The sequence below is a fragment of the Actinomadura sp. WMMB 499 genome (genome assembly GCF_008824145.1).
Taxonomy (GTDB): domain Bacteria; phylum Actinomycetota; class Actinomycetes; order Streptosporangiales; family Streptosporangiaceae; genus Spirillospora.
Map to the genome: position 1 here is coordinate 6,876,553 of NZ_CP044407.1, position 25,653 is coordinate 6,902,205.

30 protein-coding genes and 1 riboswitch are annotated in these 25,653 nt (G+C 73.5%); of the genes, 13 read left to right on the forward strand and 17 right to left on the reverse strand.

Features of this window, described 5'->3' with window-relative positions; translation table 11 throughout:
• Positions 1-6 precede the first annotated feature (6 nt).
• From F7P10_RS30910 to F7P10_RS30970, 13 genes are all read right to left on the reverse strand, one after another.
• Positions 7-351, reverse strand: a complete 345-nt coding sequence (locus F7P10_RS30910) for a CU044_2847 family protein (RefSeq protein ID WP_151014677.1) — start codon at positions 349-351, stop codon at positions 7-9.
• Between the two features lie 100 nt (positions 352-451).
• A complete protein-coding gene (locus tag F7P10_RS30915) occupies positions 452-1,198 on the reverse strand; it encodes a translation initiation factor IF-2 (protein ID WP_151014680.1) in 747 nt (248 codons plus the stop codon).
• Positions 1,199-1,320: 122 nt separating this feature from the next.
• Positions 1,321-2,157 carry an ABC transporter ATP-binding protein gene (locus F7P10_RS30920; RefSeq protein WP_151014683.1) on the reverse strand — a complete coding sequence of 279 codons (837 nt, stop codon included), beginning with the start codon at positions 2,155-2,157 and terminating at the stop codon, positions 1,321-1,323.
• A complete protein-coding gene (locus F7P10_RS30925; RefSeq protein WP_254716114.1) occupies positions 2,154-3,209 on the reverse strand; it encodes an iron chelate uptake ABC transporter family permease subunit in 1,056 nt (351 codons plus the stop codon). Before F7P10_RS30925 ends, F7P10_RS30920 begins: the two co-directional genes overlap by 4 nt.
• Positions 3,206-4,282, reverse strand: a complete 1,077-nt coding sequence (locus F7P10_RS30930) for an iron ABC transporter permease (protein WP_218040197.1) — start codon at positions 4,280-4,282, stop codon at positions 3,206-3,208. The genes F7P10_RS30925 and F7P10_RS30930 overlap by 4 nt, the downstream gene beginning before the upstream one ends.
• Positions 4,283-4,285: 3 nt before the next feature.
• Positions 4,286-5,314, reverse strand: a complete 1,029-nt coding sequence (locus F7P10_RS30935; protein WP_254716115.1) for an ABC transporter substrate-binding protein — start codon at positions 5,312-5,314, stop codon at positions 4,286-4,288.
• A 47-nt stretch (positions 5,315-5,361) separates the two neighbouring features.
• Positions 5,362-5,546: riboswitch (cobalamin riboswitch) on the reverse strand.
• Between the two features lie 103 nt (positions 5,547-5,649).
• Positions 5,650-7,131: a hypothetical protein gene (locus tag F7P10_RS42775; RefSeq protein ID WP_176611725.1), complete on the reverse strand. Its 1,482-nt coding sequence runs from the start codon at positions 7,129-7,131 to the stop codon at positions 5,650-5,652.
• 302 nt (positions 7,132-7,433) lie between these two features.
• Positions 7,434-8,009 carry a dihydrofolate reductase family protein gene (locus tag F7P10_RS30945; RefSeq protein ID WP_151014688.1) on the reverse strand — a complete coding sequence of 192 codons (576 nt, stop codon included), beginning with the start codon at positions 8,007-8,009 and terminating at the stop codon, positions 7,434-7,436.
• A 121-nt stretch (positions 8,010-8,130) separates the two neighbouring features.
• The gene (locus tag F7P10_RS30950; RefSeq protein ID WP_151014691.1) at positions 8,131-8,628 is read right to left on the reverse strand and encodes a DUF3592 domain-containing protein; all 498 of its coding nucleotides are present in this window, start codon (positions 8,626-8,628) and stop codon (positions 8,131-8,133) included.
• Positions 8,629-8,773: 145 nt separating this feature from the next.
• Positions 8,774-10,519, reverse strand: a complete 1,746-nt coding sequence (locus tag F7P10_RS30955) for a serine/threonine-protein kinase (protein ID WP_176611726.1) — start codon at positions 10,517-10,519, stop codon at positions 8,774-8,776.
• A 44-nt stretch (positions 10,520-10,563) separates the two neighbouring features.
• The gene (locus F7P10_RS30960; protein WP_151014697.1) at positions 10,564-10,935 is read right to left on the reverse strand and encodes a hypothetical protein; all 372 of its coding nucleotides are present in this window, start codon (positions 10,933-10,935) and stop codon (positions 10,564-10,566) included.
• 452 nt (positions 10,936-11,387) lie between these two features.
• On the reverse strand, positions 11,388-11,981 hold the full coding sequence (locus F7P10_RS45175) for a hypothetical protein (protein ID WP_176611727.1): 594 nt from the start codon (positions 11,979-11,981) through the stop codon (positions 11,388-11,390).
• 457 nt (positions 11,982-12,438) lie between these two features.
• A complete protein-coding gene (locus tag F7P10_RS30970; protein ID WP_218040198.1) occupies positions 12,439-12,669 on the reverse strand; it encodes a GntR family transcriptional regulator in 231 nt (76 codons plus the stop codon).
• Between the two features lie 151 nt (positions 12,670-12,820).
• Here F7P10_RS30970 and F7P10_RS30975 point away from each other — a divergent pair, with 151 nt between their 5' ends.
• Together F7P10_RS30975 and F7P10_RS42785 are read left to right on the forward strand one after the other, a co-directional pair.
• Positions 12,821-13,093 carry a hypothetical protein gene (locus tag F7P10_RS30975; RefSeq protein ID WP_151014706.1) on the forward strand — a complete coding sequence of 91 codons (273 nt, stop codon included), beginning with the start codon at positions 12,821-12,823 and terminating at the stop codon, positions 13,091-13,093.
• A complete protein-coding gene (locus F7P10_RS42785; protein ID WP_176611728.1) occupies positions 13,093-13,236 on the forward strand; it encodes a hypothetical protein in 144 nt (47 codons plus the stop codon). Before F7P10_RS30975 ends, F7P10_RS42785 begins: the two co-directional genes overlap by 1 nt.
• Positions 13,237-13,314: 78 nt before the next feature.
• Here F7P10_RS42785 and F7P10_RS30980 read toward each other — a convergent pair whose 3' ends face one another.
• Complete coding sequence (locus F7P10_RS30980) at positions 13,315-14,058, reverse strand: tyrosine-protein phosphatase (protein ID WP_176611729.1); 744 nt, start codon at positions 14,056-14,058, stop codon at positions 13,315-13,317.
• A 122-nt stretch (positions 14,059-14,180) separates the two neighbouring features.
• On the opposite strand from F7P10_RS30980, the gene F7P10_RS30985 reads away from it, so the two are divergent.
• The 5 genes from F7P10_RS30985 (at position 14,181) to F7P10_RS31005 (ending at position 19,118) form a co-directional block, all read left to right on the forward strand.
• On the forward strand, positions 14,181-14,435 hold the full coding sequence (locus tag F7P10_RS30985) for a hypothetical protein (RefSeq protein WP_151014712.1): 255 nt from the start codon (positions 14,181-14,183) through the stop codon (positions 14,433-14,435).
• Positions 14,436-14,511: 76 nt separating this feature from the next.
• Positions 14,512-15,459 carry a zinc-binding dehydrogenase gene (locus tag F7P10_RS30990; protein WP_151014715.1) on the forward strand — a complete coding sequence of 316 codons (948 nt, stop codon included), beginning with the start codon at positions 14,512-14,514 and terminating at the stop codon, positions 15,457-15,459.
• Positions 15,456-16,334: an LLM class flavin-dependent oxidoreductase gene (locus F7P10_RS30995; RefSeq protein WP_151014718.1), complete on the forward strand. Its 879-nt coding sequence runs from the start codon at positions 15,456-15,458 to the stop codon at positions 16,332-16,334. Before F7P10_RS30990 ends, F7P10_RS30995 begins: the two co-directional genes overlap by 4 nt.
• Positions 16,335-16,411: 77 nt before the next feature.
• Positions 16,412-16,900, forward strand: a complete 489-nt coding sequence (locus F7P10_RS31000) for a MaoC/PaaZ C-terminal domain-containing protein (RefSeq protein ID WP_151014721.1) — start codon at positions 16,412-16,414, stop codon at positions 16,898-16,900.
• 34 nt (positions 16,901-16,934) lie between these two features.
• Complete coding sequence (locus F7P10_RS31005) at positions 16,935-19,118, forward strand: glycohydrolase toxin TNT-related protein (RefSeq protein ID WP_151014724.1); 2,184 nt, start codon at positions 16,935-16,937, stop codon at positions 19,116-19,118.
• A gap of 22 nt (positions 19,119-19,140) precedes the next feature.
• On the opposite strand, the gene F7P10_RS31010 is transcribed toward F7P10_RS31005, so the two are convergent.
• The gene (locus F7P10_RS31010; RefSeq protein ID WP_151014727.1) at positions 19,141-19,779 is read right to left on the reverse strand and encodes a hypothetical protein; all 639 of its coding nucleotides are present in this window, start codon (positions 19,777-19,779) and stop codon (positions 19,141-19,143) included.
• 54 nt (positions 19,780-19,833) lie between these two features.
• Entirely contained in the window at positions 19,834-20,640 is an 807-nt protein-coding gene (locus F7P10_RS31015) for a class I SAM-dependent methyltransferase (protein ID WP_151014730.1), read from the reverse strand.
• Positions 20,641-20,743: 103 nt separating this feature from the next.
• On the opposite strand from F7P10_RS31015, the gene F7P10_RS31020 reads away from it, so the two are divergent.
• From F7P10_RS31020 to F7P10_RS31035, 4 genes are all read left to right on the forward strand, one after another.
• Positions 20,744-21,073 (forward strand): hypothetical protein, encoded by a 330-nt coding sequence (locus tag F7P10_RS31020; RefSeq protein ID WP_151014732.1) that lies wholly within the window; start codon positions 20,744-20,746, stop codon positions 21,071-21,073.
• A 68-nt stretch (positions 21,074-21,141) separates the two neighbouring features.
• Entirely contained in the window at positions 21,142-22,014 is an 873-nt protein-coding gene (locus F7P10_RS31025) for a crotonase/enoyl-CoA hydratase family protein (protein WP_151014735.1), read from the forward strand.
• A 116-nt stretch (positions 22,015-22,130) separates the two neighbouring features.
• Entirely contained in the window at positions 22,131-22,670 is a 540-nt protein-coding gene (locus tag F7P10_RS31030) for a hypothetical protein (RefSeq protein WP_151014738.1), read from the forward strand.
• 150 nt (positions 22,671-22,820) lie between these two features.
• Complete coding sequence (locus tag F7P10_RS31035) at positions 22,821-23,633, forward strand: polysaccharide deacetylase family protein (RefSeq protein WP_254716116.1); 813 nt, start codon at positions 22,821-22,823, stop codon at positions 23,631-23,633.
• A gap of 13 nt (positions 23,634-23,646) precedes the next feature.
• Here F7P10_RS31035 and F7P10_RS31040 read toward each other — a convergent pair whose 3' ends face one another.
• Complete coding sequence (locus F7P10_RS31040; protein ID WP_151014741.1) at positions 23,647-23,904, reverse strand: hypothetical protein; 258 nt, start codon at positions 23,902-23,904, stop codon at positions 23,647-23,649.
• Between the two features lie 114 nt (positions 23,905-24,018).
• Between F7P10_RS31040 and fdxA the strand changes: the two genes are divergently transcribed.
• On the forward strand, positions 24,019-24,345 hold the full coding sequence (gene fdxA, locus F7P10_RS31045; protein ID WP_026401360.1) for a ferredoxin: 327 nt from the start codon (positions 24,019-24,021) through the stop codon (positions 24,343-24,345).
• A gap of 162 nt (positions 24,346-24,507) precedes the next feature.
• Entirely contained in the window at positions 24,508-25,593 is a 1,086-nt protein-coding gene (dapC, locus tag F7P10_RS31050) for a succinyldiaminopimelate transaminase (protein WP_151014744.1), read from the forward strand.
• Positions 25,594-25,653: the final 60 nt, after the last annotated feature.

Genomic DNA, 25,653 nt, shown 5'->3' on the forward strand with positions numbered 1-25,653 from the left:
CGGCGGTCACGCCTCCTCGTCGCCCGCTCCGGGGTCGACCGGACGGCCCCACGTCATCTTGACCTTCAGGTGCCCCTCGACGGACGTCTTGGCGATGACGGCCCCCGCCTCCGCGTTGAGTTTGACGCCGAACTCCAGCTCCAGCACGTCCGGCTTCAGCGCACCGTCCCGCAGCGTCGCGAGCGCCGACTCGGCCGCGTCCCGCACGCTGTGCAGCGCGTCCTCGAACCGCGCGCCCGCGTCCCGCAGGACGCCGTCGCCCCGCGACACCGAGTCGAACCCCGGGTCGTCCGGGTCCATCTCGACGACGACGCTGCCCTGCTCGGTCTCCCAGCGCACCAGTTCGTTCAAGGGGGGTCCTTCCGTCCCCGCCAATCTAACAAGATCACCCGCGCCGGGCCCCCGCTTCGCGGCGGCACCGGCCACACCAGGACACGCCTCGGTGCGGTGCTCAGTGCGGCGGCGGCAGGGGGTTGACGGCGTTCCCCAGGAAGCAGCCCCCCTCGCCCGGCAACCGCTGGACGCGCGGCGGTATCCACACGTTCGTCCCGCCCGGCGCGACGCGGGCGACCGTGCAGTCGAGCGCGTCGCCGAAGTACGGCTTGACCGTCAGGACGACGCCGACCACACCGGCCACCGTCGGGAAGGACCCCACCTGCACCTTGATCCCCGGATCGAGGCCGAGGTCCTCGACCGCCTCCCGCACCTCCGCCTCGCGCACCGTGCCGCCCTTCGGCACCTTCGGCAGCGCGCGCCCGATCTCCTCCACGGACGGGATCTCGGGATCCTCGGGCCACGGCGCGAACGTCAGCGGCGCGCGCGCCGGGCACTCGACGCCGTCCGGCTCGGCGTCCCACTCCGCCTCCTCGGTGACCCGCAGCTCGAAGCATCGCCGGAGGGTGACGGTCTGCTGCTCGTTCGGCCATCCTTCCCTCCCGGTTCCGGACACCCGGACGACGATCGCCGCACCGGCCCGCCCGTCCGGCCGCACCCGGAGCACCTCGACGCCCTCGATGTCGTCCGCGAGATGCCCGATGTCCTGCGCGGGCCGGTCCGCCGCGTCGTACAGCTCCCGTGCGACCTCGCGGGCCGTCGCGCGGGCGTCGTCGGCCGCCCGTCCCTCGGCCGTCCCGCCCGCGACCCCGCAGGACGTCACGGCGAGCAGCGGCAGGACGGGGAAGATCAGAAGTCGGCGCACACGTTCACATTCGCAGGTCGGAATCGCCAGCGTTATCCGTATAAGTACTCAGGTGTGTCTGAGTCTTGGGCGCGCGGCACGTGCCTTGCCCGTGACGGGGGATGACGTTGCGCGGACGTCCCTCATTTCCGCCGAGCGGTGCGCCGGGGGGAGGGGCGGGGCAGCACGAGCGGTGTGCCGGTCAGCGGGTCGTCGATCACCTCGCAGGGCAGCGAGAAGACCGATTCGACGGTTTCGGGGGTGATGACGTCCGGCGGCGTCCCCTGCGCGGCGATCGCGCCGTCCTTCATGGCGATGAGGTGGTGCGCGTAGCGGCATGCGAGGTTGAGGTCGTGCAGCACCAGCACGACGGTCCGGTCGGACGCGGCGTTCAGCTCGGTCAGCAGTTCGAGCACGTCGACCTGGTGCGCGAGGTCCAGGTAGGTCGTGGGCTCGTCCAGCAGCATGATCCGCGGGTCCTGGGCGAGGGCGAGCGCGATCCACACGCGCTGCCGCTGCCCGCCGGAAAGTTCGTCGACCGGACGCTGCGCCAGCTCCGTCACGCCGGTCGCGTCCATCGCCGCCGTGATCGCCTCGTCGTCGGCGTCGCTGAACTGGCGGAACCAGCGCTGATGGGGGTGCCGGCCCCGGCCGACGAGTTCGGCGACGGTGATGCCGTCCGGCGCGATGGGCTGCTGCGGCAGCAGCCCGAGCCGCCGCGCGACGGTCCTGGCGGGCAGCCGGGAGATGTCGGCGCCGTCGAGCAGGACGCCGCCGCCGCGCGGGGCGAGCAGGCGGGCGAGCCCGCGCAGCAGGGTCGACTTGCCGCATCCGTTCGCCCCGACGATCGCGGTGATCTCCCCGGGCGGCAGCGTCATCGTGATCCGGTCGACGACGAGATGCGGGCCGTAGCCGAGGCTGAGAGCGTCGGCGGCCAGCGTGGCGGTACCGCTCTCGGCGGCGGTTTCGGAGATGGTCATCCCGCATGTCCGATCTTGTTGGCGCGTGCGAGCAGGTACAGCAGGACCGGGGCGCCGAGGACGCCGGTCACCACCCCGACGGGCAGTTCCGCCGGGGTGAACAGCAGCCGGGCCGCCAGGTCGGAGGCGATCACCAGCAGGGCGCCGACCGCGGCGGCGGGGCCGAGCGCGACGTGCCGTCCGGGCAGCAGCCTGCGGACGATCTGCGGCGCGACGAGCGCGACGAACCCGATCGGCCCGGCCGCCGCCGTCGCCAGGGCGGCGAGCCCCACGGCGACCAGCACCAGGGCGAGCTTGGCGCGCAGCGCGTCCCCGGACAGCACCTTCGCGAGGTCGTCCCCGAGTTCCAGCAGCCGCAGCCGGCGCGCCAGCACGAGCAGCGCGGGCACGGCCAGGGCGAGCGCCGCCCCGACCATGCCGACGTGGGACCAGTCGCGGTTGGCGAGACTGCCGGTCAGCCACGCCGTGGCCGCCTGCACGGTGTAGTAGTTCGCCTGGATCAGCAGGTACGAGATCGCCGAGCTCAGCATCGCCGCGATCCCGATGCCGGCCAGGACGAGCCGGTAGCCGTTCAGCCCGCGCTTGATCGAGACCACGAAGATCGCCGCCGCGGTCAGGAACGCCCCGGTGAGCGCGCCCAGCACGGTGCGGGCCCCGCCGCCGCCGAGGACGGTCAGCACGATCAGCGCGCCGACCGCGGCGCCCGAGTTCACCCCGATCACGTCGGGACTGACCAGCGGGTTCGTCGCGATCCGCTGCAGGATCGCGCCGGACAGCGCGAAGCAGGCCCCGACGCCCAGTGCGGTGACGGCGCGCGGCGTCCGGTTCCGCACGACGACGTCGTACTCGATCAGCGTGCCGCCCCCGGCCAGCACCTCCAGCACCCGGCCGAACCCGATGTCGAACTGGCCCAGCGTCAGCGACAGCGCCGCCAGCGCCGCGGCGAGCAGCCACGCGATCACCGTCAGGGCGGTCGAGCGCCGGTCGAGCCGGAACACGACCCCGGCGCCGGGCGTGCGCAGGAGCATGGTCCGCGGACCGGTGGAGATCACAGCTGCGCCACCTTCCGGTTGCGGACCAGGTAGAGGAAGAACGGGGCGCCCACCAGCCCCGTGACGATGCCGACCTGCACCTGCTCGGGCCGGACGAGCACCCTGCCGAGCACGTCCGCGACCAGGAGGACGGCGGGCGCGAGCAGCACGCACCACGGCAGGATCCACCGGTAGTCCGGTCCGGTGAGGGCGCGTGCGATGTGCGGGACGGCGAGGCCGACGAACGCGACGGGCCCGGCGATCGCGGTCGCGGCCCCCGCCAGCAGCATGATCGACAGTGCGGCGAGCGTCCGCGTGGCGGCCAGCCGCGTGCCGAGACTGCGGGCCATGTCCTCGCCGAGCGCGACCATGTTGAGGCCGCGGCTCACGGCCGCGGCCAGGCCGACCCCGGTGGCCAGGAACGGCGCGGCGTGCAGCAGGTCGGCGGTGTCCGCGCGGGTGAGCGAGCCGATGACCCAGTACCGGTACTGCTCCAGCGTGGCGGAGTCGAGCAGGGTGATGCCGGTGGTCACCGACCCGGCCATCGCCGTGAACGCCGCCCCCGCCAGCGCGAGCTTCACCGGTGTCGCGCCCCCGCCGCCGAGCGAGCCGAGGAAGAACACGAACACCGCCGACACCGCGGCGCCGGCGAACGCGAACCACAGGTAGCCGCTCAGGGCGGTCACCCCGAGCGCGGCCATCGCGACCACCACGGCGAGGGACGCGCCCGCGTTGACGCCGAGGATGCCCGGGCCCGCCAGCGGGTTGCGGGTCAGCCCCTGCATGACCGCGCCCGCGATGCCGAGGGCGATCCCGGCGAGGACGCCGGTGAGGGTGCGCGGCACCCGCACGGTCCGCACGATCCGGTCGGCCTCGCCGTCCACCGTCCCCGTCAGGCCGGCGAGGGCCTCGGCCGGGGAGACCGGGTAGTTCCCGACCATCAGCGACAGCGTGCACGCGGCCACCAGCCCGACCGCAGCGAGCAGCAGCCCCGCGGTCCGGGTGTACCCGTTCGCCAGCACCCCGCTGCCGCGTTCGCCCCGCGCGCGCGGCGCGGGGCGTCCGGTGGCCGTCGTCGTGTCGACGCCTGCCACCGGTCACTCCCCGAACAGCTCGGGGTGAAGGATCGACGCGACGAGTTCGATGCTGTGCGCGGCCCGGACACCGGCCGCCCGGTCGGCGAACAGGAACGGGTGGACCTGCTTCTCGGTGACCGCCGTGACCCCCGCCAGCGCCGGGTCGTCCATGATGGCCTCGACCTCGCTCCGGGCGTCGTCCCGCGTGTACTTCGTGTCGCAGCACAGGTCGCTGAGGATGACGTCCGGGTTCCGCTTGACCAGTTCCTCGACGCCGACGTCCATGTTGCGTTCCTTGCTCAGGTCGTCGAAGACGTTGGTGCCGCCCGCCCGCTCGATGATCCACGTGCCGAAGTCGATCCCGCTGGCGACCCGGTAGCCGCCGCCCTCTCTCGGCGAGACGATCGCCACGGTCGGCCGCTCCTCGACGCCGGCGACCTTCTGCTCCACGGCGGCGATCCGCTTCTTCAGGCCGGCGATCACCTTCTCCGCGTTCTCCTCGACGCCGAGCAGCGCCCCGAGGCCGCGCAGGTCTTCGTAGACCATTTCGACGTCGACCGAGGCCGGGTCGACCGCCAGGTCCGAGCGTCCGTCCCCGGTCGGGCACAGCGGGCTGAAGATCCAGCTCTGCACACCGAGTTCGCGCAGGCTCGCGCGCGTCCCGACCGAGTTGGAGCCGTCCTCGGCGAAGACGTTCTGGTAGCCGGACAGGACGAAGTCCGGGTTGGTCTCCAGCATCGCCTCCCGGCTCGGGAGGGTGGGCACGTACTCGACCTTCGCGTGCGCGTCGGCGTACTCCGGCAGCACCACGGCGTCCAGGAACGCCGTCCCGACCAGCCGGTCGGAGACGCCCAGCGCGTGCGCCATCTCGATGCCGGGCTGGTAGAGGGCGTAGATCCGCTCCGGCGGGCCGTCCACCGCGACCTCGATGCCGCAGTTGGTGCGGCTGATCGCACCCTCTCCCGCCGCCTGTTCCGCCTCGGGGGCGCCGCAGCCGGTGGCCGCGAGGAGACCCGCGGAGATGAACACGGCGCCGATACGGGAGCGCACGGATAGATTCGACACGGGTCGACCCGCCCTTCCAGAACCTCGTGGAACGGACTGCACAGTGCCGTGGCCGGTCTCCTGGCTGACGGGTGATACCGCGGTGCGCCTGCCTTCCCGGGGCCGCAGCCCCAGTGGCCCGCTCGCGAGCGAACGGCGCACCACTTCCCGATCACAGTGGCGAGGGCCGCACCGGTTCCGCACCGGTTTCCCGTTCACCACGGCGCGGCAGACGCTAGCAGGCTCCAAAACGGGCCCGAGTGTGCGGGTGCCCGTGTTCGTCGCCAAGCGCGTTTTGTGGTGCGAACAGCACTGAATGGGCGGGCGTCGATCGGTCCGTGTCAGGTGCGCGCGGGCTCGGCGTCGGGCTCCCGCTCCACGCCCGGCCCGTCCGGCTTCCCGTCCCGCCGCGACGGCCCCGCCGCACGCCCGCGTCCCCACGCGACGGCCGCCGCGAAGCACGCGAACGGCATCGCGGGCAGCATGTACCGGTAGTCGAAGTCCACCGTGATCGGCGGCACCGCCAGCAGCGTCACCGCCGACGACCAGAACAGGAACGTCCGCGGCCGCGCCCGCCGCAGCGCCAACCCGGCCGCGCCCGCCAGCAGCACCAGCCCCAGCACCGTCCCCGGCACCCGCACGTGCTCCTGGTACCAGCGCATGACGTCCGCGTACGGGCCCACGATCCGCGTCTCGCCCGAACCGTGCGCGTACTCCCGGACGGTGGAGATCCGGTGCCCGCCCCCGATCAGCGGCAGGTCCTGGTGCTCCCGCACCTCGGTGGGGAAGTGGTAGCGCGCCTCCGTCCCCACCGTCGGGTACTGCTCGCGGTTCCACGCGAACGTCCGGACGAAGAAGTCGTACGCCACCACCCGCACGTAGTCGAGCGGCTGGTTCATGATCGCCCACATCGCGAATTGTTGCGCCAGCGCGTTCGTCTCCGCCGGGAACGGCTGCCCGTCCCTCCAGCCCGTCGGCGAGTTCGCCTCCCAGATCTGGTGCGAGGACGCGGGCCGGTCGCCCGGCGCCCCGTACGGGCACAGCCGCGCCAGCTCCGGCGGCGGCCGGTGCGCGTCGCAGTCGGCGAACGCCGCCGTCCGCCCCCACAGGAAGATCCCGTCCACGCCGCTCATCCCGAACCGGCCGTGCTCCGACGCGTACCACGCCGCGTAACTCCCGAGCGGAACGACGAACGCCGCCCCGAGCGCCACGTACGTCGTCCACCGCGTCCGCCGCAGCAGCAGGTACACCACCACGATGACGAACAGCGGCACGCCGACCGTCCGGGTCACCGACGCCAGCCCCAGCAGCGCCCCCACCAGCGCCGCCCGCCGCCAGCCCGTCGCGCCGGGACGGGCCATCAGCAGCATCGCCCCGAACACCAGCACCGTGAACAGCGTGTCCGACAGCAGCAGATGCTCGAGCTCGATCTGGAAGGCGTCCAGCAGCACCGGCGCCACCGCGAGCGCCGCCCAGTGCCGCCGCACGTCGAAGTCGCGGACCAGCATCCGGTAGCCCAGCACCGCGATCCCCACGACCGCCGCGTGCTGCAGGACCGTCACCAGCGCCAGGCTGTGGAACGGCTTCAGCAGCCACAGGAACACCCCGTACCCGGACGGCCGGAGCTGGTGCGGGAACGGATCGTTCGCGATCCGCAGGAAGTCGTAGCTGTCGTTGAACCACAGCGCCGGCGGGAAACCGAGCATCGTCACCACCCGGAGCAGCACCCCGGCGAGCAGCACCACCGTGAACAGCCGGTTGCCCCGCGCGGCGGCCCACAGCGAGCCTGCCTCCGGACGACGGCCGAACCTGGGGGAGAGCAACACCGGGAACCTAACTCTGGACGTGCGACGGACGGAGACCACCGCGGGACCCGCGGGCGCCGCCGCGGACCACCGGACGACCGGTCTCCTATGCGGTTGTCGGGCGCGCGGCGACGGGCCGCGGCGCGGGGGAGCCGGGGGAGAGAAGCGGATCGCCGATCCGTCCGGCGATGATCCTGGTGACGTTGCCGCCGCCCCGCGCGATGGCGGCGATCATAGCAGCGGCCCCCGGATGCCCCGGGCTCCTCGCCGCCCGGCACCCGTCCCCGAGCGCCTCCACACCGGCGTCCGTCCCGCCGCCGTCACCGCACCACGTCGTACACGAGCTTGGCGACGCCGTTGGCGTAGGCGGCGGACTCCCGGAGCTCCAGATTCCGCTTGTCCACGTCCCCCCGGCCGAACAGGCCCTTGCCGCCTCCGAGCAGCACGGGGAAGACCAGCAGGTTGTAGCGGTCGATCAGGTCCGCCTCGCCCAGCCGCCGGGCCAGCTCCGCACTCCCGTGAATGAAGATCGCCCCGCCCTCCTCCCGCTTGAGTGCCGCGACGTCCTCGACCGAGCGCAGGACGGTGATCGACCCCCAGCCGTCGACCAGCTCGTCGTCGGCGAGCGTCGTGGACACCACGTACTTGGGAAGGTCCTTGTACGCCGCGTGGTCCTCCGACCCCGGCCAGATCGGCGCGAAGGCGTCGTAGCTGCGCCGACCGAACATCAGCGCCGTCGTGTCGGCCAGCTCCTCGCCCTTGAGCGAGAACGCCTCCGGCACGAACGTGGTCTGCGCCACCCAGCCGCCGTTGCGGTGCCCCTCGGTCTCGCTTCCCGGCGAGTCCAGCACACCGTCGAGCGACATGAACCCCGTGTAGACCAGCTCTCGAGCCATCCGTCTTCCTTCCGGTACCGGCTGCCCGACCCGTGTCGGCCGCCTGCGTGGGACTCAACCTGCCAACAGGCGTTTACCGTTTCTTTACGGGTGGGCGTCCAGGGGCCTGGAGATCGATCGGTCAGACGGAGAGGAAGGACTTCCGCTTGCCCGCCGCGACGGCGAAGAGACCCCAGCATGCGGTGAAGGGCAACGCGCTCATGACCACGACGGCGGCGATGACGGCGATTCCGGTCCCGAGCCCGAGCGGTTCCTCGTCGGCCTCCGTCGAGACCCGGCCGGGCTCGTCGCTCCGGTAGAAGACCTCCACCCTGTCTCCGGTGCTCAGCCCTTGGCCGCTCGCGCCCGGAAGCCTTGTGGTGATCCGTCTGCCGTCGGCCTCGTAGGACACCTCCACCTCCGTGCGCCCCCCGTGCGGCCCGCCACCACCCGTCTGCACGATCTCGGCCACCACGGCCACGGTCCGGCGGTCGAACCTCTCGGGGGCGTCCCCGATCGCCAGCCCGATCATCACCGCGGTCGCCGCGAGTGCCAGCCCCAGCACCAGGCAGACCACGCCGATCAAGCCGTACGCCGAGCGTTTGAACACCGACAAGAGCGCGCCCCTCCCGGCAGGCATGCTCCCATGGCCCGTGGGGGCGCGATTGCCGGGGTTTCGGTCGGTTCCCCGGAGGGACCGTCCGTTCCCGGAGGGACGGTCGTGGGGTGGGACGTGCTGCCGGCGGTCATGAAGTCGGCCTCGCAGTGCCCTGGGCGCCGCCCCGTCACCCGTCCTCCAACACCTCCAGCACCGGCAACCGCCCTTCGGTCACAGCCCCGGCCGACTCGGGAGGGATCGGCTGCCCATCGAGCGTGGTATCGCCCAACCGGGCCGGCACGGACGGGGCGACGAGGTACCTGCCCGGTGGCACCGTCTCCGGCCCGGGCAGTGTGACCGTCCGGGTCTCCGTCCAACTGCTCATATAGGCACACTGGGCGGCGACGTACGGCTGTGCCTCTCCGGTCACGTTTCTCGATGTGGGCAGGGTGATGGCGTTCGCGTCCTTGGGAGGATCGTCACGATTCGCCGGTGGAGAGGGGTAGAGCGCCAGGATGGCGGCTTGCTCGTTCTGCTCTTGCGCCACGTAGCCGCCGCCGAACCCGAAGGAGTACTCGCGTGCTACGTCCGGGTGGTTCGAGTCCTCCCCGTGGCATTGCCGCTGCCCGTTGGGGAGGTAGGCGCCACCCGACGGCGTCCTGGCACGGAACTGCACGACGAACTCGACCCGCGACCCGGCTTCGGCCCTGGCAGGTGTCACCGACAGCTTCAGGTCCATCCACGGCGTCTCGGACGCGGGCATGTTCGGCGAGCCAAGGAGAACTCCAGGGTTCGTGAAGTATCCATGCACCGCGCCACGGCTCACGCCTCCGGTGTCCGGCGGCGACGGCCAGAACAGCCAACCCGCGATGACGGCTCCGGCCCCCGCCGTTCCGATGCCCGCGATGCCCTTGCCTCCGCCCAGCTTGGACAGGAAGCCCTTGGAAGTCGATCCGGCGGCCTTGCCGACGACATCCGCCGTCGCGGCACCCTGGACGTATCCGGCGCCCGAAGCCGCCTGACCGGCCGCCCCCGAGGCGACGGCGCCGGAGCCCGCTCCGGCGCCCAGCCCGGACGCGCCCGGAGCCAGGACGGCGGCGCCGAACATGGTCAGCGGCACGGCCGTCCCGACGAGGGCCGCCACCGCACCGAGCGCGACCAGCCCGCGCCGCTCCCAGTCGGGCCCGTACGTCCGGACGGCGACCTCTTCGAGTTCCCGCACGAACTCGAGCGCGTTCCACATCCGATCGGACGGATCCTTCGCCATCCCCCGCTCGATCAGACGGTGCAGTTCCTCCGGAACGCGATCGAGCGACGGTCGAGTCTCGATGTGCTTGGTGCGCAGTTCGTCGATCGTCGTCGCCTCGAACGGCTTCTTGCCGGTAATGCACTCGACGAACACGCATGTGGCCGCGTAGACGTCCGTGGCCGAGGTCGCGGGGTCGCCGTTCCACTGCTCCGGCGCCATGTACGCGGGCGTGCCGCTCTTGTCCCCGCGCCCCGCGAGGACGGCGATGCCGAAGTCGATCAGCTTGCTCCGGCCGTCGTCCTGCACGAGGACGTTCGCGGGCTTGTAGTCGCGGTGGACGACACCGGCCCCGTGAGCCGCCGCCAGGCCGAGCAGCGAACCCTTCAGCACCGTCAGGGCGGACTCGGGTTGCAGGGGCGCATCGCGTTCGTCGAGGACGCGGCGGAGCGATCGGCCCGGGACCGCCTCCATGATGATCGCGGCGCCCTCCTGCCACTCCACGAAGTACAGGAGCCGCGCCACATGCTCATTGACCACCCGCCTGAGGACTTCCGCCTCGCTGCGGAACGTCCTTCTGGCCGTGGCATCAGCGAGCAGCCCAGCGGCGAGGTACTTGATGGCGACGGGTATCCCGCCGGTCTCGTGCCGGGCGAGGACGACCTGACCTTGGGCGCCCGCGCCCAACTCGGCGACCTCGACGTAGCCCGGCAGGCTCCGGCCGTGCGGCATCAACGTCCTGTGTTCGTCTGGATCTCACCCACGACGAGCGGCGTCGGAACCGAGGTCATGGTCTGCTGACCCAGGCTCCCGCCCTCCGCGTCACAGTCCGAGCCCTCGCACGTCCACGCCACGTCCCACGCGACGGTCGCCGTGATCTTGTAGGACCCTCCGGGCTGCCCCGCCGACGACCGCTGGTAGGTGTAGGTGCAGGTCGCGCCGTCCCTGCTGCCGCCGTCGTCGCAGACGACCTCCTTCTCGCCGAGGGCCCAGGTCACCGACGTCGGCGTGGCGGTCGCCTGGACCGTCTGATCCCCGACGGTGATGGGGTCGGTCTGCACGACCTCGAACCCCTCGACCCAGAGCGACGTCTCCGTCCGCACGTAGGTTCTGTCCGTCGGCGCCGTGTGGACCCTCGGTACCGGGAACGAGGTCGCGTCCATGGCCCTCTGCACGAGTTCCCAAGTCGCGGGCGGTGCCGCGGCAGGTGGAGGGGCTCCCGCATCCACGGGAACGAAGCCCGGTGCCTGTTCGCCTACCAAGCCCTCATGCGGTGGAGGGAGCACAGAGCCTCCACCGCCGCCGGATCCCCCGCTTCCCGAGGAATTCCCTCCGCCAGAGGAACCCTGTTCCGTGATTCCGTGATTGCAGTCCATCTTGTCGCCGTTGACTTTTCGGCACGGCGCGGCATCTGCCGGGAGGGCGGCGACGAGCGGGGCGGCGAGGGCGGCGGCGGTGAGGACGGCTTTCGCGGTGCGGCGCCGGCGGGACAGGGACGGGGACGGGGGTCGAGACATCGCGTGTCCTTCGTTGGACGTGGCGGTGGTGGTGGCGGTCAGCATGCGCCGTCCCGGACGGACGCGGCGACCTTCCAGGTTCCGGAGTCCCACTGGACGGTCGTCCGGTAGAGGAACGCGTCGCCGGGGCCGCCGCCGAGACGTTCGCCCGTCGTGGCGGAGTACCGGTAACCGGCGAGCGTCCGGATGCAGTCGATGACGTACACCTTGGTGCCGTCGGTCGACTTGCCGTAGACGCGCGGGTTGTGCGTGTTCGTGAACCGCCAGATCTCGCCTTCGGCCTCGGTCGCCTCGATGTCGTCGGTGACCTGCGAAAGCAGCGGGTTCACGGCGACGGACGCGAGTTCGGACGGGTCGTTCCTGTCGTACGCCTTCTTGTAGACCCTCTGGTACTCGAGGTAGCGGTCGCGGACGGTCTTGTACAGCTCGGCGGTCGGGACTGCCGACGGGGCGGCCCCGGCCGTGGTGGGCGCGGCGGCCGCGCCGGTGGCGAAGGTGCCGGACGGGTCGAGTTCGCCGCCGGACGAATCGGACGTCCCGCATCCGGCGAGCGCGCATGCGGTGACCGTCGCGAGTACGGGGGCCGTGGAACGGACCCTCCGGGGCGAGGAACGTACCAACCGGGCGCGCATCGCCATCCCTGTTCGTGTCCGGCAGCGTGGCGGAGTACGGCGAAAGCTTACAGATGCCACCGGTGAGGGAAAAGGGATTCGTCAGCCTCAGAAGCCCGCTCGGGGTGAGGGATGGCGTTTCGTCCGGGCGCCGGGGTAGAGGGGCTGCTGCCCGGCCTGACGGCAGGGGACGACCGAGGGTGCGCGGTCCGTTGGACTTGTCCTCCGGTCTGGTGGGACGGGCCTCAGAAGCCCGCTCGGGGTGAGGGATGGCGATTCGTCCGGGCGCCGGGGGTGAGAGGGGCTGCTGCCCCGTCCTGACGGCAGGGGACGACCGAGGGCGCGCGGTCCGTGTGGGCTTGTCCTCGGGACTGGTGGGACGGGCCGTCGAAAGGCTTGCGAGGCCTGCACTGCCTACGCGCTGACCGCGTTCCGCTGAGTGTGGGGAAGAGACTCCGGTGCTTGCGTTCGGCCGGAGCTACTCCTTGACGTAGGAGCCCTTGCCGCGCGTGGTCACGATGACCCCTTCGGTGCGAAGCGTCGCGATCGCCTTGCGGATCGTCCCGCGAGCCAGCCCGAACTCGCCTTCCAGGACGGTCTCGGACGGGATCGCCTGCCCCGGCGCCCACTCGCCGGCCGCGATCCGTTGCCGTAGAAGCGCGGCGAGCTGCTCGTACTTCGGCACCGGCCCGTCCACGATCTCCACCATGATCACGACCATAGGAGGCTAACCACATGGATACATAGATACGCTCGTCCATGAACAAGTATGGACAAGCGGCTACCCTGCAGGAAAGCGACCCCGGGCGACGCGGCTACGTCGCGCCGGGGCCTAGAGACGACTGCGAAGGAGTCGCCCCATGGACGACAAGATTACGGCCCGTGCGTCCGCGCGATGGGACGCGCCGGCGTACGACGAGAGCGGCGAGTTCTGGGTCGCGCGCGTCCGGTACCGGCTCACCGACCGGGAGCGGGCGGTGGGGATCGAGCCGGTGGTGTACGGGCCGACGCTGTGGGCGTGCGTGGCGGAGGCGGACCGGCAGGACCGGGCGTGGTGCGAGTATCCGCTCCGGTCCGGCGACCGCGACGGGGCGCGCGAGCGGCTTCGCTTCCTCGCCGGGGGTGCGGCGTGATGGGGGCGACGCTGGCCGCCCTCGTCACGTCCGGGCTGATCGTCCTGGCGTGCACGTTCGTCGGGACGGTGGCCATGGCGGTGGCCCTCGACCGTCGGCGGCCCCGCAATCGCTACCAGGGGAGGCACCGGCGCGCGTTCTGACGCGTCGCCGACGACGAGCACGGCCCCGGTGCGCGTCCGCGAAGGGCGCGCACCGGGACCGTGCCCCGGGGCGCCTGCTCAGGCCGCCGGGGCGAACGTGGCGCGCAGGGCCGCGAGGTCGTCATCCGTCAGCCCGTGGGCGGTGAGGAGGTCGTGGACGTCGCCGACCTCGGCGAGGAAGGCGAGCATCGTCTCGGCGGGGGCCCGCATGAGGACGTCCGGGAAGCCGGAGAGGTCGGCCGTGTCGGTGAGTGCCTTCGGGGCCTCGGGGAAGGCGGCGCCGTCGGAGGGGCCGTCGGAGGGGGAGCGGCGGTCGAGGGCCCAGGCGCGGATCGTCGGCATCGCGGCCTCGGTCAGGGCGTACTCCTCGCTGATCCGCTGCGGGTCGATGCCGAGCAGCGAGAGCACGACCGCGATGACGACGCCCGTCCGGTCCTTACCGGCGGCGCAGTGCACCAGCGCGGGGCCCTCGCTCAGGAGGCGGACGATCGTGACGAGTTCGGCGGCCGACCCGCGGGCCATGCGCGCGTACATGCGGGCCATGTCGGCGGGGCCGGTGATCTCGGCGATGGTTTCGAGCGTCGTGGCGGTGGCGCCGATCGGGATGCTGTGCACGCGCACGCCGTCGGGGAGCGGCGGCCACGGGACGGCGGTCTGTTCGGCGGGCGAGCGCAGGTCGATGACCGTGCGGAGGCCCAGTTCGGCGGCGAGGCCGGCGAGGGCTTCGGCGGCGAGGCCGTAGGGCTGGGCGGACCGGTAGAGCGGCGCGCCGGCGAGGTGGCCGACGTCGCGCAGGTTGACGAGGACGGACGGGGCGTTCACGTGGCCTCCCGGGAGGTCAGGACGGGCGAGCGCGGAGGAATGCGCCGGTCCGGTCGAAAGGGATAACAAGGACGACAATGCAGATGATGATCGCAAGAAGGTGGCCGGGGGCGTAAAGGTGCATGGCGAGGGCGGGGGGCGAGGCCGATGCCGCCCGCACCGACGAGGCCGAGGACCGGCGCGTCACGGCGCCCGCGCCCCAAGGCCGCCCACGATGCCGGGCGCCCGGCTCCCTGGCCGCACCGCTGCGGGCGGCGGCCCGAGGGCACCGCTCCCGATCCTCGGCACCGCACCCCCGGCTCGCGCAGGGCTCGGGCCCCGGCGGCGGCGTGGCGCGCGACCACAGCGTCGTCGACTTCGTCCCGCGCTACCGCTGAGTGCGCCGACTTGAAGTCAAGTTAAGTTGAGGTTGCATGCTGGCCGGTGTTGAGAGGTTCTCGCATTGGAGGCGGTATGCGCGCGGTGTGGTTGACGGGGCTGGGCGGGCCCGAGGTGCTCGTCGCGGGGGAGGCGCCCGATCCGGCGCCCGGTGACGGGCGGGCGCTCGTCGCGGTCGAGTTCGCGAACATCACGTTCGTCGAGACGCAGATGCGCGCTGGCGGCCCGTCCCCGTTCACGGTCGAGCCGCCCGTGATCCCCGGGAACGGGGTCGGCGGGGTCGTGACGGCGGTCGGCGCGGGCGCCGATCCCGCCCTGGTCGGGCGGCGCGTGGTGAGCGCCACGGGCGGCTCCGGCGGGTACGCCGAGCTGGCGGCCGTGGACGCGGCGGGCGTGTTCGAGGTGCCGGACGGCCTGGCCCTCGACGACGCCGTGGCCCTGCTGGCCGACGGGCGCACGGCCACGATGATGCTGCGCGCCGCCGGTCCGCGCCCCGGCGAGCGCGTCCTCGTCGAGGCGGCGGCCGGCGGCGTCGGGACGCTCCTGGTCCAGCTCGCGAAGGCCGCCGGGGCGGTCGTCGTCGCGGCGGTGGGCGGCGCCCGCAAGGCCGAGGTCGCGCGCGGGCTCGGGGCCGACGAGGTGGTCGACTACCGCGAGCCCGGCTGGACGGCCGGAGTCGGCGCGGTCGACGTGGTGTTCGACGGCGTCGGCGGCGGTGTCGCCCGCGAGGCGTTCACGCTCCTGCGCGGCGGCGGGCGGATGGTGTCGTTCGGCCTCGCGAGCGGCGAGTGGGCGCAGGTCCCGGAGGGGGACGCCGCCGCGCGCGGCGTGACGCTCGTGCGGCCGGAGGCGACGCCGGAGGAGATGCGCGGCTTCACCGAGACCGTTCTCGCCGACGCCGCGCGGGGGATGGTGCGCCCGCTGATCGGGCAGCGCTACCCCCTGGCGGACGCGGCGGGCGCGCACGCGGCGATCGAGTCGCGCGCGACCGTCGGCAAGACGCTGCTGGAGGTGCGGCGATGAAGATCGGGCTGAACCTGCCGAGCCACGGCGTGGACACGTCCGCGACGGTCGCCGAGCACGCCCGGCACGCCGAGGATGCCGGATTCGAGTCGGTGTGGGTGGGTGACCACCTGATCCCCGCCGGGCGCCCGTTCCTGGACGCCACGCTCGTCCTCGCGTCCGTGGCGGCCGTGACGCGGCGGATCGGCATCGGCTTCGGGGTCATGGTGCTGCCGCTGCGGCGGCCGGCCTGGGCGGCGAAGCAGATCGCGAGCCTGCAGCACCTGTCGGGCGGGCGGGTCCTGCTGGGCGTCGGCAGCGGCGGGCCGGTGCACGGTGACGCGGCGTTCCGCGCGGTCGGCGTGCCGTTCGCCGAGCGCGGACGGCGCACCGACGCGGCCCTCGAAGTCCTGCCGGGGCTCGTCGAGGGGCGGCCCACCCGGCTGGACGGCACGGACGTGACGCTGTCGCCGGGTGCGGCGATGCCGCCCGTGCTGATCGGCGCCGGGCCCGGGCGGCGGGTCGCCCGGTTCGCCGACGAGTGGTACCCGGCGTTCTCGACGCCCGCCGAGATCGCCGCCGGGCTCGAACGCATCGCGCCGCTCGCCGCCGAGTACGGGCGTCCGGTGCCGAAGGTGACGGTCGGGGTGAGCTTCGGCCTCGGGGACGTGCCCGCGGCGCAGGTGGACGCGCAGGTCAGGGGGCTGACCGAGTACGGGATGAGCGAGGAGGCCGCCCGCGCGAGCCTGCTCACCGGCACTCCCGCGCGGGCCGCCGAGCGCCTCGCGGAACTGTCGGCCGCCGGTGTGCACCGGGTCATCGGGATGCCGTTCCCGGCCGACCGCCGCCGCCAGGCCGACCTGCTCGCCGAAGCCGCCCGCTTGGCCGCGGGCTGACGGAAGGATGTGGTCCCGCCGCATGATGGCGGGACCACGTCGGACACCGCGCTGGACGCGCACCGAAGGGAGACCCGATGGCCTTCTCGCTCGCCGAGTTCCCCGGCCTGGTCGGCAGGGAGCTGTTCCGCTCGGAGTGGGTCCGGCTCGACGCCGCCGACGAGGAGGCGTTCGGGCACGCGACGTTCCTGCGCGAGGACTTCCTCGGCCGGGCCCCGTCGGGTGCAGGCCCCGACGGGGAGCGGACGGCGTCCGGCTTCCTGCTGCTGTCGATGCTGGTCGCGTTCCACAAGCGCGAGCTGGACCTGAGCGGCGCGTCCGGCCTGAACTACGGCCTCGACCGGGTGCGGTTCCTGCGGCCGGTCCGGACGGGACGGCGGGTCCGGGCGCGCGCCACGCTGACCGGCATCGAGGGGAGGGGGCCGGGACGCACGCGCGTCGCCACCCGCAACGTGCTGGAGGCCGAGGGCGACGGCGCCCCCGCGATGATCGCCGACTGGATCACCCTGTTCGTGGACCAGGACGCCGGTACGGGAGATAGGTCGCAATCCGGTAATCCTGGCTAATCTTCGTGAAGAGGAGATCGAGGGGGATTGCGCGGTGACGCAGCAGCAGGATCGCATCGCGGAGCTGGAGGGACGGGTCGTCCGGCTGGTGCGGGACCTCGCGCCGCCCGGCTGGCGCCGCATCGACGTGCACTGCCTGGCGACGATCGCGGTGAGCGACGTCGCGCTGACCGTGCTGACCGGCGACGGCAAGACCGTGACGCCCGCCGACGGCGTCCCGGAGGACCTGACCGGCGCGCTGCTGGACCTGCGCCGCGCCCACTACCTGTCCGAGCAGGGCACCTGGTTCTCGATGACGCTGATCGTCGAGCCGGGGCACGCGCGCCCGCTCTACAACTACGACTTCGACCCCGAGTGGGATCCGCCCATCCCGGTGGACTGCTGGCGCCGCGACCAGACGGTCATGCCGCGCGAGGGCGCCCACATGCCGGGGTGGCTGACGGCCCGGCTGGACGACCGCGAGCCGTCCGGGGAGGACGACGGCGAGCCCGAGCCGGGGCCGCTGAACCCGGTGGAGCAGATGGAGCTGCTGTCGGGGCCGCTGAGCGTGCTGGTCGCGGACAAGGCGCCGCCGCTGTGGCAGAAGGTGTTCGGCTACTACCAGGCGGTCGGCGGGCACGTCGAGTTCCCGTCGGCGATGTGCTACAAGGCGGACGGGACGATGTCGACGTGGGCGCCGCCCGCCGCCGCGGCACGCGTCCTCGACCGGCTCCGGGCCGGGACGCACGCGTTCCAGGGCTCGACCTGGTCGCGGATCGACTTCGAGGTCCTGTACGAGGACGGCGGCGTGCGCTGCCGGGCGTCGTTCACCTTCGACGACGAGCCGCAGTGGAACGCCGAGCCGTCCGCCGGCGACGTCCGGCGCGAGCTGGAGCGGTTCCCGCGCGAGAGCGTCCCGGAGTGGATGTCGCGGCGCCTCGGTCCCGCGCCCGCCCCGGAGACCCCGGCCCTCCCGCCGGAGGAGCCGGAGCGCCCGCCGGGCGGGCTGCGGCGGGCCCGCATCTTCGACCGGGTCGACCCGGAGGACGGGCGCCCCGGCGTGTCGCGCCCGCCCGTCCCGCCCGCGGAGGCGGGACCGCTCGCCGAGTACCTGGCGAGCGCGCCGCTCGTCATGGCCGCCCGGTCCAGCGCCCCCGACCGCCTCGACCCGTCGCGCGGCAACCGCGTCCCGCTGACCTTCCACACCGACGGCACCTGGGTGTGGTCGGGCGCGGTGGGCTACTACCTGCGCGAGCACGGCCTCCCGCCGGAGCCGGACCTGGTCGCGCACGCCCGTGCCCAGGGGTTCCGGGTGCCGCCGGTCGGGGACGACACGATGGACGCGGCGGGCGCGTCCGTCACCGGCCGCGAAACGGCGCAGAGCCCCCGGACGATCGTGGAGTCCCCGGCGGGCCCCGGCGACGCGCCGCGCCCGGGCGACACCGCCCCCTACACGGCGGCCGAGGCCCTCGGCGCGTACCGCGGGACGGGCGAGGCGCCCGTCCCGCCCCGCACGACCATCGAGCCCGCCGAGCCCTCGCCCATGCCGCCGCGCACGACGGTCGAGCCGCCCGCGGAGGCGCGGCCCGTCCCGCCCCGCACGACCGTCGAGCCCGCCGAGGCGCCGCGCGCCCCCGCGCCGCCGTCCCCCGCCGGCGGGCCGGGAACGCGCGTCGAGGAGGAGTGGGCCGTCACGCTCCGGTCCCGGCTGGACGACCTCGGCGTCGACCCCGCCGAGTACCGGATCCGCGGCGAGGCCGACGGCGCCTGGTGCCTGCGCTACGACGGGGGCCGCTGGGCGGTGCACCGGACGGACGGCGCCGAGCGGCAGGACGCGGCGGCGTTCGACGACCCCGCGCAGGCCGCCGCCTACCTGCTGGGCAGCCTGCTGATGGCGCCGCGCCGCGCGGGGCCGATCGACCCGCTCGACGGCGAGCCGCCGCTGACGCTGCTGCGCGACCGGCACCGCACGCGGCTCGCCGCCGGCACCGAGGTCGACCGCTACGGCGCGCCGTCCGGGAACATGGCCTACGCGGCCCGCACCCCGTTCGCGCGCCGCTCCCTCCCGCCCGACTGGGAGCGGCGGCCCTACCACGCCTACCGGCTGCGGCGGCCGCTGGAAGCGCTGACGGGGACGGCCGTGCCGTGGTTCGACCAGCCGGGCGGCGGCACGGCCTACCTGTTCGCCCGCCCGATCTCCGCGCTGCTCGCCGACGGCGCGCTCGTCGAGATCACCTAGCCCCGGGTGCCGTCGCGCCGGGTCAGGCGGTGCCGATGGCGGACACGAGGTCGAGGCCGAGGATCAGGTCGAGGTGGACGACCGTCTCCAGCTTCGCGCCCGGCGGGACGCCGGTGTCGGCGGCGAGCCGCTCCATGACGGCGAGCGCCCGCGGGCCGTCGAGGTCGTCGGCCAGGGCGTCCGCGGCCTCGCCGGCGTAGCCGCGGTCCATCGGGCGGCCCGGCGCGGTCGCCCACTCGGCGACGCGCGACCGCCAGCGGGCGAGGTCGTCGTGGGCGCGCGCGACGTCGACCAGGACCGGGTCGCGGTAGCGGGCCCGCAGGAGCGCGAACCGGACGGCGAGCGGATCGCCCGGCACGCGCCCGTCCGAGAACACCACCAGCGAGAAGCCGGGCACCGGCGTCGGGCCGATGAGCAGCGCGCCCTCGGACGCGTCCCCGGCGACCTCGAAGTCGGGGACGCGCAGGTCGTCGAAGGTGCAGCCGTCCGGTTCGACGGACGGGGCGCGGGTGACGCGGGTGCGGCGGCGGCCCCGCTCGGCGAGGCGGCGCAGCAGGTCGGCCGTGACGAGCGCGCGGGCCCCGCCGCCGTGCAGGTGGATCCGCAGCGGGCCGGGCGGCAGTTCCTCGATCCGTTTCGTTCGATGATCGTAGAGCCGCATGCCCTCACCCTACGTCGCCGGCTCCCGGTCCGGACGGCACGGAGAACCGGGAGGTCAGAGCGGCGGGTCGGTCGGCAGCGTGCCGCCCGGGATGTGCGGGGCGCCGTCCTGCTTGCGGACGGCCGCGAACCGCAGCCGCACGTAGTCGGCGACCCAGCCGGACTCGCGGCGCAGCGCGGGCGCGGCGAGGTCGTTGACGCGGGCGAGCAGCGGCTCGACCAGCTCGGGCGGGACGGTGTCGAGCGCGCGGCCCGCGTAGGCGCGGATCCAGTCGGCGGCGCCGTCGGGCCCCTCGGTCATCCGGGTGGGGCGGTCGGCGTGCTCCAGCAGCCGCAGCGTGAACCCGGCGTCCTCCAGCTTGGCCGCGTACTCGGCGGGACTCGGGAAGTACCAGGGCAGCTCCGGCTCGCCGAGCCCGAACACGCGCCACGCCGTCTGCATCGCGGCGACGAGCTCCGCGCAGTTGCCCGCGCCGCCCAGCTCGCCGACGAACCGCCCGCCGGGGCGCAGCGCGGCGTGCACCCGCCCGATCACGGCGTCGGGGTCGCGGGTCATCCAGTGCAGCGCCGCGTTGGAGGCGACCGCGTCGAACGACTCGCCGACCGTGAAGTCGTGCGCGTCGCCGACGATGAACGAGAGTCCGGGGTGCATCGCGACGGCCTGCACGACCATCTCGGGGCTGCCGTCGATGCCCAGCACCTCGGCGCCCCGCTCGGCGATCTCCGCGCTGAACATGCCGGTGCCGCACCCTAGGTCGATGATGCGCTCGCCGGGCTGCGGGTCGAGCAGATCCACCAGGGGGGCGCCGTGCGCGGAGACGTACCCGAAGGCAGAGTCGTACGTCGTCACGGCCCAGTTCACATGTCCAAAATATCGGACAAAGGCGTGCTCATAGGGTCGATTGCCGGGGGCGGGCGCCGTCGCGTGACCCGTCTCACGTCCGTCCGGCCCGTACGGTTCGGGCATGAGCGAGGTCCGCATCACCGGCGCCGAGGGGCCCGACGGCCTGTCCCTGCGCACCGAAGGCCTGTCCGCCCGCGGCCGTCCCGAACTGGCCGTGTCCGGTCTCCCGCCCTACCTCGGGCACGGCTGGGCGCGCGTCCTCGGCGCTCTCGCCGGGCGCGTGGCGGCCGCCCCCGAGACCCCCGCCGAGGTGACGCTCGCCCCGGGCGCCGTCGTGCGGCTGCGGCGCTCGGGCGACACGCTCACGCCCGTCCCGCCCGCGCCCGGCGCCGATCCGGGCGAGTGGCGCCGCGAGCTCGTCGTCCGGCTGTTCCCCGAGGCGAGCGCGTAGCGGGTGTGTGGCGACCGCGGGGCGGGTGCCCACTAGAATCGCGTTCTATATCGAGAGAGGGGTCGCGAGTGCCGTACGAAGAGATCGAGTACGAGGTCGCGGACGGGATCGCCACGATCACCCTGAACCGTCCGGACCAGCTGAACGCCTACACGTTCACCATGCGCAACGAGATGCTCGACGCGTTCGACCGGATCGACGCCGACGACGACGTCCGCGCGGTGGTGGTGACCGGTGCCGGACGGGCGTTCTGCGCGGGCGCCGACCTCAGCACCGGCGGCGGGAGCACCTTCGACCAAGAGCAGTCGACGGACATGTTCGCCGGTGACGACCTCCTCGAGGACGGCACGCCCCGCGACGGCGGCGGCACGGTCGCGCTGCGCATCGCCCGCTGCCTCAAGCCCGTCATCGGCGCCTTCAACGGCGCGGCCGTGGGCGTCGGCGTCACGATGACGCTGCCCATGGACGTCCGGCTCGCCAGCGCGAAGGCGAAGTTCGGGTTCGTGTTCTCCCGCCGCGGCATCGTCACCGAGGCCGCCTCCAGCTGGTTCCTGCCCCGCCTCGTCGGGATCTCGCAGGCCATGGAGTGGGCCGCGACCGGCCGCGTCTTCACCGCCGACGAGGCCCTCGCCGGACGCCTCGTCTCGCGCGTCCTCCCGCCGGACGAGCTGCTGCCCGCCGCGTACGCGCTGGCCCGGGAGATCGCCGACAACACCTCGGCGGTGTCCGTCGCCGCGATCCGCCGCCTGATGTGGTCCGGCCTGTCCGCCCCGTCCCCGTGGGACGCCCACATCGCCGACTCCCGCCTGATGGCGGCCCTCGGCGGCGCGGGCGACGCCGCCGAGGGCGTCACGTCGTTCCTGGAGAAGCGCCGGGCCGAGTTCCCGCTGAAGGTGACCAAGGATCTGCCGCCCGAGGTCCCGGACTGGCCCGTCCGCTGAAAGCACCCCGCCGCCCGCCGCGCCCGCCCCACCCCGGCCCGGCGGGCGGTGTGGCCCGGCCGCCGGCGGCGCGTGTGGGATCATCGGGTCCCGCCTCGTCCGCCGGAGGAGTTCGCGTGGTGGGCCAGATCCTGGCGATCGTCGCGATGGCGGTCTTCGCCGCGCCGGTCGTCCTGCTGCTGTACTTCACGGTCAAGTACGTCATCGACGTGATGCCCCGGACGGTCCGGGACGACTGCACGGCCTGCGGGCACGCGGAGCACGATCGCGCGTCCGGCTGCCCCGCCGACGGATGCGACCGCCCGCCGCCGTCCCGCCCGCGCCGTCCCGAGGCCGGTACGGGGGCCGCGGATCGGCCGGATCGGCCCGATCCGCCGCCACGGGCGCCCGCCGGCCCCGAGATCACTCCCGCGGACATCGCCTACCTCGAAGCGAAGGCGAGCCGACCCGGGGGTTACGACCCCGGTCCCTGTCGCGCGTGCGGCCACCTGCTCGAGCAGCACTCGCACCTCGGCTGCCGCCAGGCGCCGACGGGCTGGCACCGGGAGCGCCGCCACGAAGTCGACCACTGGGGCGACGCCGGTTGGGAGACCCGGCGCCGGTGGGGCGGCGACCCGTGCGGATGCCGCACGTATCTCGACCCCGAGGCCCCCTGACCTGACCGTCCCCTGGAAGCCCCGGACTCGGCACCCTGCTCCGGCCCGGCGGGGCGGGGTGCCGGGGACGCGGGACTATTCACGAACCCGGAGTGCGTTGCAGTCGCGAAGGCCAATAATCGGTCAAAGTGACACAATCGGGGGGTTGGGGTGCGAAAGCGGAATCTCGCCGCGATGGTCGCGGGGATGCTCCTGCTCGCGGGGTGGTCGGGCATCGACCGGTCGCAGACCGAGCGGCCGGGACGCAACGTGGCGGCGACGGAGCGGGTGTCCAAGGTCCCGGAGCAGGCGCCCGAGCGGTCACCCGAGCCGTCGCCCCAGCGGTCGCCGGAGCCGTCGCCGTCCCGCGACGTCGACTGCGAACGGGACAAGTGCGTCGCGCTGACGTTCGACGACGGTCCCGGCCCGCACACCCCCCGGCTGCTGGACGCGCTGGACCGCGCCGAGGCCCGCGCGACGTTCTTCGTGCAGGGCGAGTACGTTTCCGATCACCCGGGCGTCACCCGCAGGATGGCGGCGGAGGGGCACGAGATCGGGAACCACACGTGGGACCACGCGGAGCTGACCACGCTGTCGCGCGGCGAGATCCGGAAGCAGATCCGGCGGACGCAGCGGGCCGTGCGGGACGCGGCGGGCGTGGAGCCCACGATGATGCGGCCCCCGTACCGGGCGCTCGACGCGTCGGTGGTCGACGCCGTCGGGATGCCGGTGGTCCTGTGGAGCGTCGACTCGCGGGACTGGAGCCACGACGACGTCGCCCGCAAGGTGAAGGAGGGCGTCCGGGACGCCGAACGCGGGGACATCCTCCTCTACCACGACGTCCACGGATCGACCGTCAAGGCCATGCCGGAGATCGTGGACGGTCTGCAGCGGCGCGGCTTCACGCTCGTGACCGTCTCGGAGCTGCTCGAGGACGAGCGCCTGGAGGCGGGCGAGACCTACAGCGAGGCCGGATCCTCCTGAGGGCCGCGCCGGGTCAGTCCTCGGCGCGGGAACGGCGGCGCGGCGGCGGCTGCGGCGGGACGACCTTGCCCGCGACCACCGTGTCCTCGGGGACTTCGACCACTTCGCCGTTCCTGCGGCGCACCGCGAGCGTCCTGTCGGACCAGGATTCGAGTACGCCGACCACGTCGCTGTACTCTCCCGTAGGCAGACGACGGCGCAGCGAGACCCGCTGACCCACGTCCGCGTCGCTGATGGAGACCACCAGGCGCGCGACGAAGCGGCCGGGCATGGAGGGACCCCCCGGTGTCGAATCGACTGCGCGGTCGTGGCCATACTATTCACAGGCAGCTTGCGGTGAGCCGTCACGTGCGGCGGGGCCGGAAATCCGAGAGGAGTCACTGACGTGACCTACGTCATCGCGCAGCCCTGCGTGGACCTGCTCGACAAGGCATGCATCGAGGAGTGCCCGGTCGACTGCATCTACGAGGGGAAGCGCCAGCTCTACATCCACCCGGACGAGTGCGTCGACTGCGGTGCCTGCGAGCCGGTCTGCCCGGTGGAGGCCATCTACTACGAGGACGACGTCCCCGAGCAGTGGAAGGACTTCTACAAGGTGAACGTGGAGTTCTTCGACGACCTCGGTTCCCCCGGCGGTGCGTCCAAGGTCGGCAAGATCGACAAGGATCACCCGATCGTGGCCGCGCTGCCGCCGCAGAGCCAGGAAGACTGACGGCGCCGGCACGGCCGACGACCTGACGGTGCCGGCGCGGCCGGCGCACCGACGGCGTCGGCGCGGCCGACCGACGACGATTCGTGCGCGTGCGGCGCACCGCCCCGCCGGGCCACCGGCCGGGGGCGGGGCGCCGCACGTCCGCTTGAGAGGGGTTTCAGGGTGTTCACGCTGCCGGACTTCCCGTGGGATCGGCTCGCTCCGTACAAGGAGCGCGCCGCGGCGCATCCCGGCGGCATCGTCGACCTGTCGGTCGGGACGCCTGTGGACCCCACGCCCGAGCCGATCCGGGCGGCGCTCGCCGCCGCCGCCGACGCGCCGGGCTACCCGCAGACCTACGGGACGCCCGCGCTGCGCGAGTCCGTCGCGGGCTGGCTGCGGCGCCGCGCCGGGGTGACGGGCGCGGACCCGGACGCCGTCCTGCCGGTGATCGGGACCAAGGAACTGGTCGCGTGGCTGCCGACGCTGCTCGGCGCCGGCCCCGGCGACACGGTCGTGTTCCCCGAACTGGCCTACCCGACCTACGACGTGGGCGCCCGGCTGTGCGGCGCGGAGCGCGTCGCGGCCGACGGGCTGCTGACCCTCGGCCCGCTCGCGCCCAAGATCGTCTGGGTGAACTCCCCGTCGAACCCGACCGGGAAGGTGCTGCCCGCCGAGCACCTGCGCAAGGTCGTCGCGTGGGCGCGCGGCCGGGGCGCGATCGTCGTCAGCGACGAGTGCTACCTGGAGTTCGGCTGGGACGACGCCAACCCGCCGGTGTCGATCCTGCACCCGGACGTGTGCGACGGCTCGCACGAGGGGCTGCTGGCGGTCAACTCGCTGTCGAAGCGCTCGAACCTCGCGGGTTACCGCGCCGGGTTCGTCACCGGCGATCTCGCGCTGGTGAAGCGGCTGCTGGAGGTCCGCAAGCACGCCGGGATGATCGTCCCGGCGCCCGTGCAGGCCGCGATGACGGTCGCGTTCGGCGACGACGAGCACGTGGCGGAGCAGCGCGCCCGGTACGCGCGGCGGCGCGCGGTGCTGCGCGCCGCGTTCGAGGGCCACGGCTTCCGGATCGACCACTCCGAGGCGTCCCTGTACCTGTGGGCGACGCGGGACGAGCCGTGCTGGGACACGGTCGCGCACCTGGCGGACCTCGGGATCAGCGTGGGACCCGGCGACTTCTACGGTACGGGCGGCGCCCGGCACGTCCGGGTGGCGTTCACCGCGACGGACGAACGGGTCGCGGCCGCCGCCGAGCGCCTCTGAGTCGTCCGGTCGCCCCGCCTTCACCCGTACACATCATCTGTTAACGGACGAAACCGATTG

What these genes read in the sequence shown, in the direction of transcription:
- F7P10_RS45175 (WP_176611727.1), bottom strand. Translation starts at nt 11,981, where the DNA reads ATGCGCGCCCGGTTGGTACGTTCCTCGCCCCGGAGGGTCCGTTCCACG.
- F7P10_RS30975 (WP_151014706.1), top strand. Translation starts at nt 12,821, where the DNA reads ATGGACGACAAGATTACGGCCCGTGCGTCCGCGCGATGGGACGCGCCG.
- F7P10_RS31010 (WP_151014727.1), bottom strand. Translation starts at nt 19,779, where the DNA reads ATGCGGCTCTACGATCATCGAACGAAACGGATCGAGGAACTGCCGCCC.
- F7P10_RS30985 (WP_151014712.1), top strand. Translation starts at nt 14,181, where the DNA reads ATGGCGAGGGCGGGGGGCGAGGCCGATGCCGCCCGCACCGACGAGGCC.
- F7P10_RS42785 (WP_176611728.1), top strand. Translation starts at nt 13,093, where the DNA reads ATGGGGGCGACGCTGGCCGCCCTCGTCACGTCCGGGCTGATCGTCCTG.
- F7P10_RS30970 (WP_218040198.1), bottom strand. Translation starts at nt 12,669, where the DNA reads ATGGTGGAGATCGTGGACGGGCCGGTGCCGAAGTACGAGCAGCTCGCC.
- F7P10_RS30990 (WP_151014715.1), top strand. Translation starts at nt 14,512, where the DNA reads ATGCGCGCGGTGTGGTTGACGGGGCTGGGCGGGCCCGAGGTGCTCGTC.
- F7P10_RS31020 (WP_151014732.1), top strand. Translation starts at nt 20,744, where the DNA reads ATGAGCGAGGTCCGCATCACCGGCGCCGAGGGGCCCGACGGCCTGTCC.
- F7P10_RS30945 (WP_151014688.1), bottom strand. Translation starts at nt 8,009, where the DNA reads ATGGCTCGAGAGCTGGTCTACACGGGGTTCATGTCGCTCGACGGTGTG.
- F7P10_RS30995 (WP_151014718.1), top strand. Translation starts at nt 15,456, where the DNA reads ATGAAGATCGGGCTGAACCTGCCGAGCCACGGCGTGGACACGTCCGCG.
- F7P10_RS31000 (WP_151014721.1), top strand. Translation starts at nt 16,412, where the DNA reads ATGGCCTTCTCGCTCGCCGAGTTCCCCGGCCTGGTCGGCAGGGAGCTG.
- F7P10_RS31040 (WP_151014741.1), bottom strand. Translation starts at nt 23,904, where the DNA reads ATGCCCGGCCGCTTCGTCGCGCGCCTGGTGGTCTCCATCAGCGACGCG.
- F7P10_RS30950 (WP_151014691.1), bottom strand. Translation starts at nt 8,628, where the DNA reads ATGCCTGCCGGGAGGGGCGCGCTCTTGTCGGTGTTCAAACGCTCGGCG.
- F7P10_RS30920 (WP_151014683.1), bottom strand. Translation starts at nt 2,157, where the DNA reads ATGACCATCTCCGAAACCGCCGCCGAGAGCGGTACCGCCACGCTGGCC.